Below are 17081 nucleotides of genomic sequence, written 5' to 3'. Positions count from 1 at the left end.
GCCGTTCGCGCGGGGCCGGCCCTGCTCAGGGGAGGGCGGGGACGAACCCCCTTCGCAGGGACGACCCCTCCCCGAGGAGACCCGCTCCGATCACCCGTGTCCGGGGGAAGACCCTGACGGTGAGATCGCGCGCCCCGGCGAGGGGCCGCAAGTCCAGGGCTCCTTGGCACGGGAGGCTCAGGGTGTCCAGTCCGGGGATGTCCCGGACCCAGGACGGAGCCACGGCGGGTGAGTCGCGGAATTCCAGGGAGAGGAACTTCAGGCGGGGGATCCTGCTGATCCACCTCTGGTTCTCCGTCGCGGTCCGCACGTCCAGGCGCAGGAGCGTGAGATTGTCGAAGCGGATCAGCTCACGCAGGTCCGGGACCTCCGGTTCTATCCGGGCACGGTGAGTGAACTGGAGGAGCGACTCCCCCTGGCCCTCCAGGCCGGTGAGGCTCTGGAAGCCGGAGCAGTTCCTGACACTGACCTTCGTGAGCGTCCCCGGCGCGTCGGCCAGGTAGGACAGATCGCCCAACCGCATGTTCTCGCAGGAGAACGATGTCACGCCGGGCGGGCTGATCTCGCTGAGCGGAAGGGCGGGCAGGGCGAGACCGAACCCCAGATGGGCCAATGTCTCGGAGTCGCGCAGCAGCTCCAGGTCGAGGGTGCGGTCGGGATGGCTGAGCGAGAGCACATGGAGGGGCGTCCGGGCCAGGGGGGCGACCGACCGGACGGAGGCGTCGCCGTCCACGTCGACGCTTCTCAGCGCCGGGAGGTCCCGGAGCGGCGCGAGGTCGATGCCGTGCCATTCGTGGTGGTCCCGAGCGCGCATTGCCACGCTGCTCGTATGGGGGAGCCGGACGACATCACCGATCCCGTCCCCGCTACGCCCCTGGATGCAGACGCGGGCGCGTTCAGGGAGATGGCGGACGAGGAGATCGATATCGTCCGCCGGGACGGGAATGTAGTAGTTCTCTCGACGAGCTCTGGCCTGTGACAGGAACACGTCCGCCAGATCCTTGTCCTGGTTTTCCCACCATGCCCTCAGCGCGGCGACGAAGACCCGTTCCGAGTCGAAGTCGAGCGCCCTCCCGATGACCGGCACGGTATCCGGCCCGCCGATGGCCGTGGCGGCTTCGATCACCTTCTCCGCCTGCCGGGCGTTGGCGGGCGGGATCTCCCGGAGGAGGGGCAGGGCGAACTCGCCGACCAGTGACAGCGCGTGCACATGGGCGCGCGTGCGCGGCGGCAGGATGCCCCTGACCCTCTTCCGGATCTCCTCGCCCAGGGCCCTCGACAGCTGCGGCGACGTCTCCAGGCAGGCGAACGCCACGATCAGCAGCCGGTCCCGGTGGGCGCGGACCCGGTCGGAGCGGTCGAGGAGCCCCCGGATCAGCTCCTCCCGCTGGGCGGGGGTGGCGTGGCCCGCCGCCATCACCACCACCTCGTGCCACTGGTCGTCGTGGGCGTTGCGCACCAGCAGCGGGAAGCTGTCCTCCTCCACCAGCGCCTTGGCGGCCAGGTACTCCTCGAACGTGCGGTGCAGGAAGCTCACCCGGTCGGCGGTGGGCGTGTGCAGCAGGCCGCTGCGCACCACCAGGTGGGTGTAGACCTCCTCCGGGGCCTGCTCGACGCGGTGCATCGAGGCGAGCGACCGGGCCACCTGGCGCCGCGCGGTCTCGACGGGCGCGTCGGAGCTGCCGTTGACGACCAGCCACCGGGCGAGTTCCTGGAGCAGCAGGACCAGTTCCCGGCGGGACAGGTCCACGCCCTCGATGCCGCGCTGCTGGTCGCGGTCCTTGAGGAGCATGGCGAGCGCGGCCTCGTACACCTCCATCCGGTCCCGGGGCAGCACCGTGCGCCGGTCCCGGTGCAGGGCGCACAGGAGGGCGCAGAGCAAGGGGGTGGACGCGATGGCGCGCAGGTGCCGCTGCCCCGTGACCTTCCTGCCGAGTTCGCGCTCGTGGCGGGTGAGCAGCGCGCGCTCGTCCGCGTCGGCGGTCCCGCTGCGCACCGCCTCGTGCCAGTGGTGGACGAACGCCCGTACGTCCCGGTCCCCGAGCGGCTGGAGGTCGGCGCCGGCGAAGCCCTCGGCGTCCAGCCACCGCGCCCCGGCGGCCCCGGGCCGCGCCGTGACCACGTACCGGCACGACGGGAAGTCCGCCAGGAGGTCCCGCAGCCAGCGCCGCGCGGACTCCCGCTGCCCTCTCGGGAGCTCGTCCACCCCGTCCACCAGGACCACGGCCCGCCCCTCGGCCAGCAGACCGGTGACCCATCCCGGGGGGACCCGGTCGGCGAGGTGCCGTCCCGTGTGGCGGACGAACTCCGCAGGCTCGGGCAGATCGCGTCCGACGTACTCGCGCAGGGGCACGAGGAAGGGCACGAGCCCGTTCCAGGAGGCCATCTCCTCCGGGAAGTCGCCCCGGCTCGCCCTGACCCCGACCCAGCGCAGGAGCGTGGTCTTGCCCGATCCCGCCGGTCCGCGCAGGAACGTGCGCGGATGGGCGGCCAGAACCTGTTCGACGCTGCTCTCCCCTGTCTCGTACCGGTCCCCGGGCTGCGGATGCTCCGGCTCCCGTGACACGCGCAGGCTCAGGTACGCCAGGGACAGCGGGTAGCTGCGGGTGCCGACGTCGGCTCCGAACAGCTCGAGCACGTCCCAGCGCTGTGCCGCCTTGCGCAGGTAGGCGGTGGTGAACGCGGTCCCGGGGTCCTCGGCCCGCCCCTCGGCCCGCGCGGGAAGGCGGTCCAGGACCTCCTCCAGGTGCTCGAGGACCAGGGACTCGCGGCGCAGCAGCTCGGTGAAGGCCCCCGCCTGGAAGCGCGGCAGGGCGGAGGCGGTGGCCAGGACGTACGCGCAGGCTTCGGGGAGTACCCGGTCGTACAGGGCGACGGCCGGGCCGCCCAGGTCGCGGGTGGCGCCGGGGCTGCGCTCCCGGACGTACCGCTCCAGGTGGAGGGGGTCCAGGTCCTGCTCGAACAGCGTGCGGTCGGTGAGCCCCGCGCGCTCGAACGCGTCGGCCACGGCGAGCACCGCCGCCTCGCGCTCGTTGTCGTCCAGCCCGTGGAACTCGTGCTCGAGCTGTCCGACCACGCGGTCGGCGATGCTCTCCTCGATCTCGGCGAACCGGCGCTCCAGCCTGCGCTGGTCCCGTTGGCCGGCGACCCTGGCCTGGACGAGGTCGACCACGGTCGTGGCGGCGCTCTGCGCCAGGGGGTTGCCGAGCCAGAGGCCGCAGGCGGCCTTGACCACGGCCGCACCGAGTTTGAGGGCTGCGTCGTACACGGGGCTCCCGGGGCGGAGGGGATAGGTGCGCCAGAGCCTACGGCGAAGAGGTCGTCCGGGGGGCGGCGCGACCGGAAGCGGCCAGACGCGGTCCCGCGGCCGTGCCCGGCGGCGGCCGGAGGCCACGCCGCCGTGTCCGCGGGCGGACCCCGGGGACGCTTTGCCCGGGCGGAGCTCCGTCGGGTTCACTGGCGGCATGGTGCATTCCGAACATCCGGGGCAGACCCCCGACATCGTGCTCTTCGACCTCTTCGGCGTCATCGCGTGCCACCAGTCGGAGGAGGGCAGGGACCGGTTGGTGGGAGTCGCGGACGCGCCGGCGCCCGCCTTCTGGAAGGCGTACTGGGACCTGCGCCCCGACTACGACCGGGGCGATGTGGACGGCCCCGGCTACTGGGACAGGATGGGCCGGGCCCTGGGCGCCCGCTTCGACGACCGCCGGGTCGCGGACCTGGTCGAGGCCGACATCGCCAGCTGGAGCGCCGTCGACGCCGGCATGGTCTCGCTGGTCGCGGAGCTGGCGGACGCGGGGCGGACCGTCGCACTGCTCTCCAACATCCCGGAGGAGCTGGCCGCCCACTACGAGGCCGAGCATCCCTGGTTCGGTCGCTTCCGGGTCCGCGGCCTCTCCTGCCGCATCGGCCACGCCAAGCCCGAGGAGGGGGCCTACCTCTGGTGCCGGGACGCGCTGGGAGCGGACGCGGAGCGCATCCTCTTCGTGGACGACCGGGAGGAGAACATCCGCGCGGCGGAGGGGGTCGGCATGCGCGGCCACGTCTTCACGTCCCGCGACCTGCTCGCGGAGGTCCTGGCCGCGTAGCGCCCGTACGGGGACGGGCCGGCCGGCGGGTGCCGGCCGGCCCGTCGGAGGGGCTGGGGTCCTGGGGCGTGTTCCGTGGGTGCTGTCCGTCGCGAGCGGCGTATCCGGTGCGTTCATCGCAAGGCCGAAGAAGGAGTCAGGGCGGGGTCCTGTCGACAGATGAGAACGCCGCGAGGGGCGTGCCGGGGCGACGCGCAGCAGGGCGGGTGTCCGCGGAACACGCCCTAGCGTGCCCGGGCGGGGATGGCGTCCAGGTCGTCGTCCCGGGTCTCGCGGCTGATCAGCAGGGCCACGAGGGTGATCACACTGACGAGCACCAGGTAGCCGCCGACCCACGCCAGACCGAAGGTGCCGGCGAGCCAGGTCGCGATGTAGGGGGCGAACGAGGCTCCGAGCAGGCCCGCCAGGTTGTACGCGACCGAGGCGCCGGTGTAGCGGACGTTGGTCGGGAACAGCTCCGGCAGGACCGCCGCCATGGGGCCGAAGGTCAGGCCCATCAGGGACAGGCCGATGATCAGGAAGGCCATGACCCCGACCGTGCCCCCGCCGGCCATCATCGGCCCCATCGCGACGCCGAAGGCGATGATCGCGACGGTGACCGCGATCAGGGTGGGCTTGCGGCCGAAGCGGTCCGCGAGGAGGCCGGAGACCGGGGTGAACACGGCGAAGAACACCACGCCGATCATGAGGAAGACCAGGAACTGCGAGCGCTCGTAGCCCAGGCCGGCCACGGGGTCGGTGCCGAAGCCCAGCGAGAACACGGTCATCAGGTAGAAGAGCACGTAGGTCGCGACCATGATCAGGGTGCCCAGGACGACCGCGCGCCAGCTGGTGCGGAACACCTCGACCATGGGGGCCTTGACCCGTTCCCCGGATGCGACGACCTTGGCGAACGCGGGGGTCTCGTGCAGGGTCAGCCGGACCCAGAGGCCGACGACGATCAGCACGGTCGAGAGCAGGAACGGCACCCGCCAGCCCCAGGCCAGGAACGTCTCGTCGCTCATGGTCTGGGTCAGGGCCAGGAACACGCCGTTGGCGAGGAAGAACCCGATCGGGGCGCCCAGCTGCGGGAACGTGCCGTAGAAGCCGCGCTTCCCGGCGGGGGCGTTCTCGGTCGCCAGCAGCGCCGCGCCGCCCCACTCGCCGCCCAGGCCGAGGCCCTGGCCGAACCGGCAGACCGCCAGCAGGACGGGGGCGAGGACGCCCACCTGCGCGTAGGTGGGCAGCACGCCGATGCCGACGGTCGCGATGCCCATGGTGAGCAGGGAGGCGACCAGCGTGGCCTTGCGGCCGATCCGGTCGCCGAAGTGCCCGAACACCCAGGAGCCGATGGGGCGGGCGACGAACGCGATCGCGAAGGTGGCGAGCGACTGGAGCCGCGCCGCCAGCATGTCGCCCTCGGGGAAGAACAGCAGCGGGAAGACCAGGACCGCGGCGGTGGCGTAGATGTAGAAGTCGTAGAACTCGATGGACGTGCCCACGAGGCTGGCCGTGAGGACCTTGCGCCTGGGGTTGGTCGGTGGCTCTGCCACATCCGGTGAGTGTGGGGCGACGTCCGTCATGGGACTTCTTTCCAGGTCAGTGCTGTGATGATGGCTGGATGCTAGTCCCGGTGGACACTATGTGAAACATTTGTCTCGCTATGTGGACGCCTGGGGTGCTCGTGTCCGCCTGGTGCTCCCCGGGCGGAACGCGGGGAAGCCGGTCGTTCCAGGCGTTCCCGTCCCGAAGCGTGAGACCCGTCACGCAGGGCGGGTGCGGCCCCGGGACGCGTGCGGCGGGGCGGGGGAGCGGCGGGGCACGGTGGCGGGCCGGGGCGCTCACGCGGCCCCGGCCCCTTCCCGCGGACGCCCCGGGCGGAGGGGCCGGGCTCACCTCCGGGGCACGGTCCCCGTCGTCACCACCCGCGTGCAGTTCGCGCGGAACCGTTTGACCAGCTCGCCGTTGGGGCGGTCGCTGCGCTCCACCCAGTCCCGGGCCGCCTCCTCGCTCGCCCCGCCCGACATCTGCCGCCGGTGCAGCCTGCGCTCCCGCAGCCCGTCGTCGGCCTCCACGTACCAGAGCCCGGCGAACAGGCCCCGCAGCCCCGCCCAGGGCTCGTCGTCGCTCGCGAGGTAGTTGCCCTCGGTCACGACCAGCCGCGTGTGCGGATCGATCACGTGCCGCGCCGCCACCGGCTCGTGCAGGGTCCGGTCGTAGTCGGGGACGTAGACGGGGTGGTCCGCCTCGGTCAGCAGGCGGCGTACGAGCGCCGCGTACCCGTGCGCGTCGAAGGTGTCCGGCGCGCCCTTGCGGTCGAGCCTGCCCAGCCGGGCGAGCTGGGCGTTGGACAGGTGGAAGCCGTCCATGGGCAGGTAGCCGGCGGCCCCGGGCCCCAGCGCCCGGCAGACCTCGGCCACCAGATGGCGGGCGAGGGTCGACTTCCCCGCGGCGGGAGGGCCGGTCAGGCCGAGCACGGCCCTGCGGGCCCCGCTCCCGGCGGCCTCCCGGGCCAGGGCGAGGGCGTCGGGGACAAGCGGTTCGGGCATGGGTCCGAGCTTATGCGCCGGGGGCTCCCCGCGTCCTCCCCCGGGCCCGCCGGAAGGCGGTCACGGCCCGGTCGGCCCGTCCCCGGCGCGCAGCCCCGACAGGCAGACCTCGACCACGGTGCCGGCGAGCCCGTCCAGCCGTACGCCGGGGTCCATCAGCCACTGGACGAGGCAGCCCTCGATCGCTCCGACCACCACGGTGGCCTCGGGTTCGCCGACACCGGGGCGCAGGTCGCCCTCGGCGGCCGCGCGGCGGAGGAGGTCGGCGACCGCGCCCCGGTACTCGCGGTAGACCGAGGCCATGTCGAGGGGGGCGGCTGCCCCGCCGTGGCGGCCGGCCGCCCACAGGTCGACCATCACACGCGTGAGGTCGGGTTCGTCGGCGAGCATGGTCACGGCCGCCCGCACGAGCGAGGCGAGCCGTTCGACCGCCGGTGCCTCCTGCGCGGAGGCGTGTGCCAGCACGCCCGCGGAGCGTTCGGCCAACCGCGCGAACGCGGCGGCCAGCAGTTCGTCGCGGCTGCCGAAGGAGAGGTAGACGCTGCCCTTGGCGATACCGGCCTCGGCGGCGACGTCCTCGATCCTCGTGGCGGCGAACCCCTGGCGCGCGAACACGCGTACGGCGGCCGACAGGATCTCCTCACGCCTCGCCTCCCGGTCGACCCTCTTCGGTGCCATGGGCTCCCCTCTCCGCCGCTCCCCGTGCCGCTCCGGGGAGCATATGGCCCAGGAGGAGTTTGACGAGCATGACCGGGGCCAGCCAGGACAGGGCGTCGGGCACCGGCAGGAGCAGCAGCGCGGCGGCGGAGCCGGTCGCCGTGGCGCAGAACGCGACGGGCGGGCGCAGGGGGAGCGGGGCCAGGCCCACGGCCGCCGCGCACCCCAGTGCGAGCAGGTACAGGGCGGTGGCGGTCCACCAGTCGAAGCCGGGCACGAACAGGGCCAGGGCGAAGGGCTGGACGTGGAGGGCCACGAACCCCAGGTGGTGGCGGAAGGCGCGGCCCGGAGCGTGGTAGCGCCGTTTGGCCGCCGCCGTCGAGGTGGCCGCGGCGCCGCCGAAGAAGTCGAGGGCGACGACCCCGGTGACCGCGGTCGCCGCGGCCGGCAGGCCCGCGGCCAGACAGGCCCCGACGGCGAGTGCGGCGCCCGCCGCGGCGGAGACCAGGGTGGCCGCGGTCTCGCCGGGGGAGGGGTCGGGGCCGACCAGGGCCGTGGCGAGACCGCGCAGGGTGCGCGCGAGGGGACCGCTGCGCGGCCCGCGCACGGCGGCGGGCCCGGAGGCCGGCGGGCGGGTGTGCTTCACGGTGGACCGCTCCTTATTATGACTGACTGGTCAGTCATAATAAGGGACGGAGCGGGGACGGGAAAAGGGGCCGGCGCCGGAGAAGCTCCGGCGCCGGCCCCTCGACGGTCGCGCGGGGCCGCCGCGGCCCGCGCGGTGTGCCTCAGGGCGCGTGGCCCACGTAGGCCAGCGCCTGGCGCAGCAGCACCCCCTGGCCGCCCGTCATCTCCTCGCGCAGCTGCGGGCTGGCCGCCTCCTCCGGGGTGAACCAGACCAGGTCCAGCGCGTCCTGGCGGGGCTGGCAGTCGCCCGAGACGGGGACGATGTAGGCCAGCGCCACCGCGTGCTGGCGGGCGTCGTGGAACGGGGTGACGCCCGGGGTGGGAAAGTACTCGGCGACCGTGAACGGCTGCGGGGAACCGGGGATGCGCGGCAGGGCCACCGGGCCCAGGTCCTTCTCCAGGTGACGGAGCAGGGCGTCGCGCACCCGCTCGTGGTAGAGCACGCGGCCCGAGACCACCGAGCGCTGGAAACTGCCGTCCGGGGTGGCGCGCAGGAGCAGGCCGATGTGGGTCACCTGCCCCGCCTCGTCCACCCGGACGGGTACCGCCTGGACGTAGAGGACGGGCATCCGGCCCCGGACGCTCTCCAGTTCCTCGGGGGCGAGCCAGCCGGGCTGTGTGTCGGCGGTTTCGGTCATCGGGTGCGCGGTGGGTGCCCCCGGCCTGGCGGCCGGACGCGGTCACCGCTCCCTCCCTTCGTCTTGCTGTCCCTGAGGTCGGCCCGGGGGTCCGGCCCGGAGGCGCGGACACCTGCGGGTGTCACATGTACTGCTTCTACCGCATTCACGACCGTAAAGCACGGCGCGGCCAGGGGTTCGGGAGTGTCCGAGAGGGATGAGGAGAGGTCCGGCAGCCGCGGACCCGCAGCCGTGTGTCCCGGCAACCTCGGACAGGGTGACACCAACCTGACCGGGTGGCCATATCAGCGAGATTTCGCGGGTTTTTCTCACGGAAAGCCCCCCAGGGGTTCTCTGTAGAGGCTACGATCTCGTACGCGGTTGCGTAGTGGAAAGGTTACGTCCGGTGAGAGGTGGCCCGAGTGGTGATGGATGCCCGGTTCTCTGCCCAGGAGCGTTTCCGCTGTACAGGTGTGACGGTCGTGCCCGTCCACGGCGAGGTGGACCTCGCCACCGCCGACCGCATGCGCGATCGGCTGCTCCAGGCCGCGCACGCCTCACGGTGCGACTGCCTGGTCGTGGACATGTCGGGGCTCGACTTCTTCGACGCGAGCGGGGTGAGCGCCCTCGTGTCGGTCTTCAGGACCCTCACCGCTGAGGGGCGCCACGTGGTGCTCGCCGAACCCGCGCCCATCGCCGCGCGCGTGCTCGACGCACTCGGCATGGCGCGCCTGTTCGAGATCTACCCGATCCTGGAGATGGCACTGACCCACACCAGCGGACTGCGGGTCAACGGCGACCCGATCGGCGACACGGTCCCCGGCGGACCGTGAGCCGACGCCGGCCCCGGGCCCCCGCACCAGGGGGACCGGGGCCGGGACGCGGCCCTCAGCGCGGGTCGGGGACCCCGGGACCGCCCGCCGGCCCTCCGCCGCCGCGCACCAGGAACGGCTCCAGCAGTTCGGGCACCGCCTCGTCGGCCCAGGCCAGCCCTTCGCCCAGCCCCACGTCCGCCGCCGCGTACATCCCCTCTCCCGCGGCCGTGGTCGCCGCCACGTCCGCCAGGCCCAGCCGCCGCTGGAACGGCGACCTGGTGATCCGCCAGCCGATCACGGCGGCCCTCTCCAGGGTCACCGTCCTGCGCACCGCCATCCCCCGCCGGACCACCAGGTAGCGCGGGTGCAGCCCGTGTCCGAGCCCCCGGTAGGAGCCGACCGCGTACCAGAACGCCGCCGCGCCGAGCAGGACGGCGACCACCGCCCATCCCCAGCTCGGGGCGGACTCCACGGCCCGGACCGTCAGCGGAACGGGCATGATGTACTCCTCGACCTCGTGCGCGGCCTCCCACCACGCCTCGGAGGCCAGCGTGTGGAGCCAGGCCAGGACCCCTGCCAGCGCCAGGGCCAGCACCGTGGCGTACCCCGCGCGGGTGAGCCGGCGGCGCAGCGCCGCCCGCGGGTGGGGGGCCAGGGGCACGTCCAGGGGCGATTCCCGCGTCCGCATCAGGTCGGCGGCCAGCCCCCGAGCCAGCTCCCGGGGCATCGCCGGGGACAGGCGGCTCTTGGCGCTGGCCTTCTGGTCGTCGGCCGCGCCCAGGCCGGTCGCGACCGCCCGCACGTCCGCGCCGCCCGCGGACCTCAGCAGGAACGGCTCGTACAGGGTCACGCCGTTCAGACGGCGCCCCTCCACCGACAGCGACACGCTGGTGAGCAGGCCTCGGCGCAGGCGCACGGTGCCGTCCGCCTCCCGCGTGAGCCGGTAGTCCCACCAGGTCTCCACCGCCACGGCCGTCACGACGAGTAGGCCGGAGACCAGCAGGCCGAGCAGGGTCAGGGGCGCCACGAGCAGTATCTGGCCCACGACGAAGGAGGCCATCTCCTCGCCGCTGGGCAGGTTCGCCCGGTCGGAGATCCACCGCCACGGGGCGCCGTTGCTCTGGGCGTTCGCCCCCAGGAGCGTGGCGACGACACCGAGGCCCACGCCCACCGTGGCGGTGGTCACGGGGGCGAAGGCGAACCAGCGCCGGTCCAGCCGGGCCAGTTCGACCTCGATCCCCCCGTCGTCGCCGGGGGTCGGGACCTCCCCGGCGGCGGTGGCCCCGGCGGTCCGGGGCGCGCCCCGGTGGAGGAGTTCGCGGCGCAGCCATTCGCCCTGCTCCGCGGTGACGTAGAGCAGCTGGAGCTGCTCGGACCCCGCGCCGACCTGCTCGCCGGTGCCGACCGTCACCGAGCACAGGCCGAAGACCCTGGCGTAGAGGGGGGCGGCGACGTCCACGCTGCGCACGCGCTCGCGCGGGATGGAGCGGTACGACTTGGCGATGATCCCGGACCGCACCTCCATGCGCTCGACGGTGACCCGGTAGCGGGTGGCCCGCAGCCGCAGCAGGTCGAGGTACGTCATGAGCGCGAGGAAGGCGAGTGCGCCGGGGACGGGGGCGAGTGCCCACAGGGACTGGCCCGCGATCACCAGGACCACGGTGGCGACGATCGCCCCGGGGACGAGGAACGCGCCCGCCACGAGGGCGCTCGCCCACACGCTCAACGGGTGCAGCCGCCGCCAGCCCCCGTCCTCGGTGGCGTCGGTGCCCGCGCCGGGGGTGTTCCCCGCCTCAGGGCCGTCCGTCCCGACGGGGTCGTGGGCGTCCGCGCCGCCGGTCGGGGGCGGGAGGGGGGAGCCGTCGGCCGTGAGGCCCTCCGGCCCGTCCTGGCGGACCGGCCCGCCCTCGCCCAGGGGCTGCCTGTGCTCGTCGGGGGTGCTCATGTCGCGTCTCCCGGGGTCGCCTGGGTGGTCTCGGTGAGCTGCTCCGCCACCTCGGTGGCCCGGACGTGGTCCAGGCCCGCGATCTCGATCGGTCCCGCCGCCGAGGCGGTGGTCACGGTCACGCTGGACAGGCCGAACATCCGCTGGAGCGGGCCCCGCGCGGTGTCGACGGTCTGGATGCGCGACATCGGGGCCACGCGCCACTCCTGCCAGATCCATCCGCTGGACGTGTACACGGCGGTGTCGGTGACCTCCCACCGGTGGACGCGGTAGCGCCACTGCGGCATGAGGACGGTGATCAGGAGCCCGACCCCGCCGACCACGGCGGTGGCGAGCAGGAACCAGGTGCGCGGCGGTTCCCAGATGATCGCGGGGACCAGGGGGATCGCCGTGAGGACGACGGTCACGGCCAGCGACCGTGTCGTCCACCACCGGATCGCCCGTCGGTCCACGCGGTGGTGGGGCGGGCGCAGGCGCGGCGCGTCTGTGGTCATCGCTTCCACGTCTCCTCTCTTCGGGGCCCTGGAGGCCGTTCGCTATTAAAAGTGATATCACAATGCTATGCTCGAGTCATCACCTTGAAGAGAACGGAAGAAGCGATGGCCGAAACCAGCCAGCCCACCACGCCGGCGCCCGAGTACAGGGAGCACACGGCGAAGAGCCACGACGGCATCCTGTTCGCCGTGATCAGCCTCGTGCTGGTCCTGGGCGGCGTGGGCACCGCCCTGCTCCCGATACTCGGACTGCCGCCCCTCCTGATCGGCGTCGGCATCGTCGTCGGCCTGGTCGGACTGGGGCTCTCGTTCGGGCTGACGATGGTCGCTCCCAACGAGGCCCAGGTCGTCCAGCTGTTCGGCCGCTACGTCGGCAGCGTCCGCACCGACGGCCTGCGCTGGGTCAACCCCTTCACACTCCGCAAGGGGATCTCCACCCGCATCCGCAACCACGAGACCTCCGTCATGAAGGTCAACGACGCCTCCGGCAGCCCCATCGAGATCGCCGCCGTCATCGTCTGGCAGGTCGAGGACACCGCCCGCGCCTCCTTCGAGGTGGACGACTTCGTCGAGTTCGTGTCCATCCAGACCGAGGCGGCGGTCCGCCACATCGCGGGCTACTACCCCTACGACTCCTACGACGCCGACACCAGCCGGTCCCTGCGCGGCAGCGCCGACCTCATCACCGAGGAACTCTCCAGGGAGGTCGGCGAGCGGGTCCAGGCCGCGGGCGTCAAGATCGTGGAGTCCCGGTTCACCCACCTGGCCTACGCGTCGGAGATCGCCCAGGCCATGCTCCAGCGCCAGCAGGCCAGCGCCCTGATCGCCGCCCGTCAGGAGATCGTCGAGGGGGCCGTCGGCATGGTGGACCGCGCGCTCACCCGCCTGTCGGCGGAGAACGTGGTCGAGCTCGACGAGGAGCGCAAGGCCGCGATGGTCAGCAACCTGCTCGTGGTGCTGTGCTCCGACCGGCCCGCCAGCCCCGTCGTCAACACCGGGACCCTGTACCAGTAAAACGGGGGGAGGCGGCCGTGCCCGATCGCAAGAAGGTGCTGCTGCGGCTCGACCCCGCCGTCCACGACGCGCTCGCGCGGTGGGCCGGGCAGGAGCTGCGCAGCACCAACGCACAGATCGAGTTCCTCCTGCGCCGGGCGCTGGACGACGCGGGGCGGATGCCGAAGGAGGCCGGGTCCATCCCCCGCCGGGGCAGACCGCGCAGATCCGCGCCGGAGCAGGACGCGCCCGTGGAGGGGCCCCGGGACGAGGAGTCCCCGGAACCGACCGAGGAGTGACACCCCCCGCCCACGACGGCGCCGGGCACCCGAAGGTGCCCGGCGCCGTTCGCCGTGCGCGTCTAGTCTCCGGCCGCGGGCTTCGTGGTCCCGGCGGTCTCCTCGGGCCCTCCGATGCGCGCGCGCCAGTCGCCGTCGAGCCTGAGCATCCACTGCGGGACGACCCGGACCGGGAAGGGAACGCTGGTCTCGAAGACCTCCTCCCCGAACGCGGCCGAGACCTCTGCGTACTCGCCGTCCTCCAGCCGCAGTTCGATGATGCTCGCCTTGTCCCGGTCAGGGGTGATGACCCAGTACGAGGGGATGCCGAACTCCGCGTACTCGCGCCGCTTGGTGTGGTGGTCGCGGAAGACGCTTTCGGGGGAGACCACCTCGATCGCCAACACCGGCGGCCTCGTCGTGTACGGCATCTGGAAGTCCTCGCTCCGGATCACGGCCACGTCGGGTATCCGGTGCCGTGTCCGCTCCGTGTCGAGAGTGATGCCCGGGCCGTCCATCACGAGCATTCCCACGGGTGCGGCGTAGCTCAGGTGGGCGGTGAGGCGCCCGGTGGTCAGCGTGTGAAGGCTGGAGGGAGCGGGAGCCACGTCAAGCCGCCCGTCGACCAGCTCGTAGCGCCGTCCGTCGTCCGGCGTGTGCTGAAGGTCGTCCACTGTGAGCGGCCCCGGTTTCGGGACGGTCCTGCCGCTAGCCATAACTGCCATCATGCCTCCTCATATGCATGAGGACCAGGATTGTGGAGGAGAGGCGGCCGTGGGCCGGAATCGAGAAACTCGTGAATAAACGACCTCCCCTCTCATCTTGGGCGGTCGGCCGTAACCCGGATCGGAGGGCGGGGCCCCGCCCCCCGGCGCGCGACGCTAGCCGACGGCGGACGCGGCGGCCCGGCCCGCGATGCGGCCCGAGAAGAGGCACCCGCCCAGGAACGTCCCCTCCAGGGCCCGGTAGCCGTGCACGCCCCCGCCACCGAAACCGGCGACCTCGCCCGCCGCGTACAGGCCCGGCACCGGGGCGCCGTCCGCCCCCAGCACACGCGCGTCCAGGTCGGTGTGCAGGCCGCCCAGGGACTTGCGGGTGAGGATGTGCAGCCGCACGGCGATCAGGGGGCCGGCCTTCGGGTCCAGGATCCGGTGCGGCCTGGCCACCCGCACCAGCTTGTCGCCCCGGTAGGTGCGGGCCGAGTGGATGCTCATGACCTGGAGGTCCTTGGTGAAGGTGTTGGCCATCTCGCGGTCGCGGGCCACCACCTCGCGGGTGACGGTGTCGGCGTCGAGCACCCCGTCCCCGGCGATCTCCCGCATCTTCCGGATGAGCGCGGGCAGCCTGTCGGCGACGACGAAGTCCGCGCCGCGCTCCTTGAACGCCTCCACGGGGCCCGGCGCGCCGGGGAGGACACGCTGGAGGAGGAGTCTGAGGTCCTTGCCGGTCAGGTCGGGGTTCTGCTCCGAGCCCGACAGGGTGAACTCCTTCTCGATGATCTTCTGGGAGAGCACGAACCACGTGTACTCGTGGCCGCTCCGCATGATGTGGTCGAGCGTGCCGAGGGTGTCGAACCCGGGGAAGCAGGGCGCGGGCAGCCGCTTGCCGGTCGCGTCCAGCCACAGGGACGACGGACCCGGCAGGATGCGGATGCCGTGCCTGGCCCAGACGGGGTCCCAGTTCTGGATGCCCTCGGTGTAGTGCCACATGCGGTCCGGGTTGACGATCCGCCCGCCCGCCCGCTCGGTGATGCCGAGCATCCGCCCGTCCACGTGCTCCGGCACGCCCGACAGCATGTGCTTCGGAGGGGAGCCCAGGCGCTCGGGCCAGCTCTTTCTGACCAGGTCGTGGTTGGCGCCGATCCCCCCGGAGGTGACCACGACCGCCTGCGCGGCCATCTCGAAGTCGCCGACCACGTCGCGGTTGCTGGCCTGGCCGCGGGAGATGCCGCTGGGGGCCAGGACGGCGCCGCGCACCCCGGTGACGGTCCCGTCGGTCACGACCAGTTCGTCCACCCTGTGCCGGAAGCGCAGCGTGACCAGGCCCCGTTCGACCGCCGCGCGCACCCGGCGCTCGAAGGGCGCGACCACGCCGGGACCGGTGCCCCAGGTGATGTGGAAGCGGGGGACGGAGTTCCCGTGTCCGCCGGCCAGGTGGCCGCCGCGCTCGGCCCAGCCCACGACGGGGAAGATCCGCAGCCCCTGGGCGTGCAGCCAGGAGCGCTTCTCGCCGGCGGCGAAGTCCACGTAGGCCTCGGCCCACCGGCGCGGCCACTCGTCCTCGGGGCGGTCGAAGGCCGCGGTGCCCATCCAGTCCTGGAGGGCGAGTTCGCGGGAGTCCCTGACGCCCATGCGCCGCTGCTCGGGGGAGTCCACGAGGAAGAGGCCGCCGAACGACCAGAACGCCTGGCCGCCGAGGGACTGCTCGGGCTCCTGGTCGAGCAGGACCACCCTCTTTCCCGCGTCGGCCAGCTCGGCGGCCGCGACCAGCCCCGCCAGCCCGGCTCCGACGACGATCGCGTCGGCTCGGTCGGCTCCGCTGCTCATCTGGTTCCTTCCCCTCGGGTGGTCCGCGCCCGGAGGGCACGGCGTGCGCGATGGTGACGACTGTGCCGCGCCGTGCCCCCGCCGACAAGGGTGTCGTGTGTCCTGTGCCACATCATTTGTCACACCGTGACAAACGAGGCGGGTGTTCCGCGGCCGGCGCCGTGTCGTGGGGAGGAGCGGCGCCGACCGCGGGTTCAGGCGCCGAAACGCACGAGGGACCGCCCGCCCAGGCCCCGGCGCATGCGCTCGAAGGCCTCCGGCAGCCCCTCCAGGGAGATCTCGTCGGTGACCATCGCGGCGAGCTTCAGTCCGCCGGAGCGCACGTGCGCGGCGATCACCGGGATGTCGCGCTCGGGGTCGCTGGAGCCGTAGACGCACCCGCGCAGGGTGCGTCCCTGGTGGAAGAGCTCCAGGGCGTTGAACGAGACCTCGTCGTCGAGTGCCCCCACGCCCACCACCGTGACCGTCCCGCCGCGCCGGGTGGCGTCCCACGCCGAGCGCACCACCCGGGCGGAGCCGACCACCTCGAACGCGTGGTCCGTCCCCCGGCGCCCGGTCAGCCCGCGCACGGACCGGGTCAGCGTCTCGTCGGCGATCAGGAAGTCGGTCGCCCCCAGGGACCGGGCCAGCTCCTCCTTGTCGGGGGACACGTCCACGGCGATCACCTGGTCGGCGCCGGCGAGGCGGGCGGCCTGCACCACCGAGAGCCCGACCCCGCCCAGGCCGAGCACCACGGCCGTCTGCCCCGCGCGCACGGCCGCGGAGTTGTTGACGGCGCCCCAGCCGGTGAGCACCGCGCAGCCCAGCACGGCGGCGACGGAGGGGTCGATCCCGTCGGGCAGGGGCACGACGGCGCGGGCGGGGACGACGGTGGCCTCGGCGAAGGCCCCGCAGCCCAGGCCCGGGTGGACGGGGGTGCCGTCGGCCAGTTCGGCGTACGGTCGGGCCGCGCCGTCGAGGGCGTGCTCGCACAGGTGGGGCTCGCCCTGGAGGCAGAACCAGCACTCCCGGCAGGCCGGGGCCCAGTTGAGGATGACGTACTGGCCGGGCACCACGCCGGTGACGCCCTCGCCCACGGCCTCGACGGTCCCCGCGCCCTCGTGGCCGAGCACCGCGGGCCACTTCTGCGCCAGGGTCCCGTTGGACAGGGAGAGGTCGGAGTGGCACACGCCGGCCGCGGCGATGCGCACCCGGACCTGCCCGGGGCCGGGGTCGGGCAGGACCAGGTCGCGGATCTCGGGGGGCGCGCCCTGCTCGGAGAAGACGGCGGCCTTGACGGTCGTACTCATGGGAGCAACTCCAATCGGGGATTGCCGTGACAGTAGCAATACCGACCGGTCGGTCCGACCTTCGGGGCGCTCCCTCCCGCCCCGGCGCGCCGCGGGGCCGCGGTCGCCCGGGACGGCCGCCGTCCGGTGGACCTGACCTCTCCT

At 73.3% G+C, this 17081-nt stretch carries 15 protein-coding genes; 4 read left to right on the top strand and 11 right to left on the bottom strand.

The genetic code is table 11. The features are described from left to right. Positions 1-25 precede the first annotated feature (25 nt). Positions 26-3268, bottom strand: coding sequence for an NACHT domain-containing protein (locus ACQPYD_RS16775; protein WP_433696538.1), 3243 nt, complete (start codon positions 3266-3268; stop codon positions 26-28). A gap of 196 nt (positions 3269-3464) precedes the next feature. Here ACQPYD_RS16775 and ACQPYD_RS16770 point away from each other — a divergent pair, with 196 nt between their 5' ends. After that, positions 3465-4088, top strand: coding sequence for an HAD-IA family hydrolase (locus tag ACQPYD_RS16770; protein WP_433696537.1), 624 nt, complete (start codon positions 3465-3467; stop codon positions 4086-4088). A 224-nt stretch (positions 4089-4312) separates the two neighbouring features. Here ACQPYD_RS16770 and ACQPYD_RS16765 read toward each other — a convergent pair whose 3' ends face one another. The 5 genes from ACQPYD_RS16765 to ACQPYD_RS16745 form a co-directional block, all read right to left on the bottom strand. Then, entirely contained in the window at positions 4313-5650 is a 1338-nt protein-coding gene (locus ACQPYD_RS16765) for an MFS transporter (RefSeq protein ID WP_433696536.1), read from the bottom strand. Positions 5651-5959: 309 nt separating this feature from the next. After that, positions 5960-6616 (bottom strand): nucleoside/nucleotide kinase family protein, encoded by a 657-nt coding sequence (locus ACQPYD_RS16760; protein ID WP_433696535.1) that lies wholly within the window; start codon positions 6614-6616, stop codon positions 5960-5962. 60 nt (positions 6617-6676) lie between these two features. Continuing rightward, a complete protein-coding gene (locus ACQPYD_RS16755) occupies positions 6677-7294 on the bottom strand; it encodes a TetR/AcrR family transcriptional regulator (protein WP_433696534.1) in 618 nt (205 codons plus the stop codon). Further along, on the bottom strand, positions 7257-7919 hold the full coding sequence (locus ACQPYD_RS16750; RefSeq protein WP_433696533.1) for a hypothetical protein: 663 nt from the start codon (positions 7917-7919) through the stop codon (positions 7257-7259). The genes ACQPYD_RS16755 and ACQPYD_RS16750 overlap by 38 nt, the downstream gene beginning before the upstream one ends. A gap of 142 nt (positions 7920-8061) precedes the next feature. Beyond that, positions 8062-8598: an NUDIX hydrolase family protein gene (locus ACQPYD_RS16745; RefSeq protein ID WP_267944558.1), complete on the bottom strand. Its 537-nt coding sequence runs from the start codon at positions 8596-8598 to the stop codon at positions 8062-8064. Positions 8599-9050: 452 nt separating this feature from the next. On the opposite strand from ACQPYD_RS16745, the gene ACQPYD_RS16740 reads away from it, so the two are divergent. Then, a complete protein-coding gene (locus ACQPYD_RS16740; RefSeq protein WP_433696532.1) occupies positions 9051-9410 on the top strand; it encodes an STAS domain-containing protein in 360 nt (119 codons plus the stop codon). A gap of 55 nt (positions 9411-9465) precedes the next feature. On the opposite strand, the gene ACQPYD_RS16735 is transcribed toward ACQPYD_RS16740, so the two are convergent. Further along, entirely contained in the window at positions 9466-11337 is a 1872-nt protein-coding gene (locus ACQPYD_RS16735; RefSeq protein ID WP_433696531.1) for a PH domain-containing protein, read from the bottom strand. Continuing rightward, the gene (locus tag ACQPYD_RS16730) at positions 11334-11831 is read right to left on the bottom strand and encodes a PH domain-containing protein (RefSeq protein ID WP_330159412.1); all 498 of its coding nucleotides are present in this window, start codon (positions 11829-11831) and stop codon (positions 11334-11336) included. Before ACQPYD_RS16730 ends, ACQPYD_RS16735 begins: the two co-directional genes overlap by 4 nt. A 105-nt stretch (positions 11832-11936) precedes the next feature. On the opposite strand from ACQPYD_RS16730, the gene ACQPYD_RS16725 reads away from it, so the two are divergent. Together ACQPYD_RS16725 and ACQPYD_RS16720 are read left to right on the top strand one after the other, a co-directional pair. Next, the gene (locus ACQPYD_RS16725) at positions 11937-12845 is read left to right on the top strand and encodes an SPFH domain-containing protein (RefSeq protein ID WP_267944554.1); all 909 of its coding nucleotides are present in this window, start codon (positions 11937-11939) and stop codon (positions 12843-12845) included. Positions 12846-12862: 17 nt separating this feature from the next. Next, entirely contained in the window at positions 12863-13123 is a 261-nt protein-coding gene (locus tag ACQPYD_RS16720; protein WP_433696530.1) for a hypothetical protein, read from the top strand. A 62-nt stretch (positions 13124-13185) separates the two neighbouring features. On the opposite strand, the gene ACQPYD_RS16715 is transcribed toward ACQPYD_RS16720, so the two are convergent. The 3 genes from ACQPYD_RS16715 to ACQPYD_RS16705 form a co-directional block, all read right to left on the bottom strand. Next, positions 13186-13827, bottom strand: a complete 642-nt coding sequence (locus ACQPYD_RS16715) for a Uma2 family endonuclease (RefSeq protein ID WP_433696529.1) — start codon at positions 13825-13827, stop codon at positions 13186-13188. Positions 13828-13983: 156 nt separating this feature from the next. Beyond that, positions 13984-15648, bottom strand: a complete 1665-nt coding sequence (locus ACQPYD_RS16710; protein ID WP_433696528.1) for an FAD-binding dehydrogenase — start codon at positions 15646-15648, stop codon at positions 13984-13986. Positions 15649-15842: 194 nt separating this feature from the next. Beyond that, positions 15843-16937, bottom strand: coding sequence for an alcohol dehydrogenase catalytic domain-containing protein (locus tag ACQPYD_RS16705; protein ID WP_433696527.1), 1095 nt, complete (start codon positions 16935-16937; stop codon positions 15843-15845). Positions 16938-17081 lie beyond the last annotated feature (144 nt).

The organism is Nocardiopsis sp. CA-288880 (assembly GCF_050955985.1).
GTDB lineage: Bacteria > Actinomycetota > Actinomycetes > Streptosporangiales > Streptosporangiaceae > Nocardiopsis > Nocardiopsis tropica.
This window is presented reverse-complemented; position numbering and strand designations above follow the sequence as displayed.

Bases quoted from the DNA above. Each gene is read 5' to 3' on its own strand.
- ACQPYD_RS16770 (WP_433696537.1), top strand. From the start codon at position 3,465: ATGGTGCATTCCGAACATCCGGGGCAGACCCCCGACATCGTGCTCTTC.
- ACQPYD_RS16765 (WP_433696536.1), bottom strand. From the start codon at position 5,650: ATGACGGACGTCGCCCCACACTCACCGGATGTGGCAGAGCCACCGACC.
- ACQPYD_RS16760 (WP_433696535.1), bottom strand. From the start codon at position 6,616: ATGCCCGAACCGCTTGTCCCCGACGCCCTCGCCCTGGCCCGGGAGGCC.
- ACQPYD_RS16755 (WP_433696534.1), bottom strand. From the start codon at position 7,294: ATGGCACCGAAGAGGGTCGACCGGGAGGCGAGGCGTGAGGAGATCCTG.
- ACQPYD_RS16745 (WP_267944558.1), bottom strand. From the start codon at position 8,598: ATGACCGAAACCGCCGACACACAGCCCGGCTGGCTCGCCCCCGAGGAA.
- ACQPYD_RS16735 (WP_433696531.1), bottom strand. From the start codon at position 11,337: ATGAGCACCCCCGACGAGCACAGGCAGCCCCTGGGCGAGGGCGGGCCG.
- ACQPYD_RS16730 (WP_330159412.1), bottom strand. From the start codon at position 11,831: ATGACCACAGACGCGCCGCGCCTGCGCCCGCCCCACCACCGCGTGGAC.
- ACQPYD_RS16725 (WP_267944554.1), top strand. From the start codon at position 11,937: ATGGCCGAAACCAGCCAGCCCACCACGCCGGCGCCCGAGTACAGGGAG.
- ACQPYD_RS16715 (WP_433696529.1), bottom strand. From the start codon at position 13,827: ATGGCAGTTATGGCTAGCGGCAGGACCGTCCCGAAACCGGGGCCGCTC.
- ACQPYD_RS16710 (WP_433696528.1), bottom strand. From the start codon at position 15,648: ATGAGCAGCGGAGCCGACCGAGCCGACGCGATCGTCGTCGGAGCCGGG.
- ACQPYD_RS16705 (WP_433696527.1), bottom strand. From the start codon at position 16,937: ATGAGTACGACCGTCAAGGCCGCCGTCTTCTCCGAGCAGGGCGCGCCC.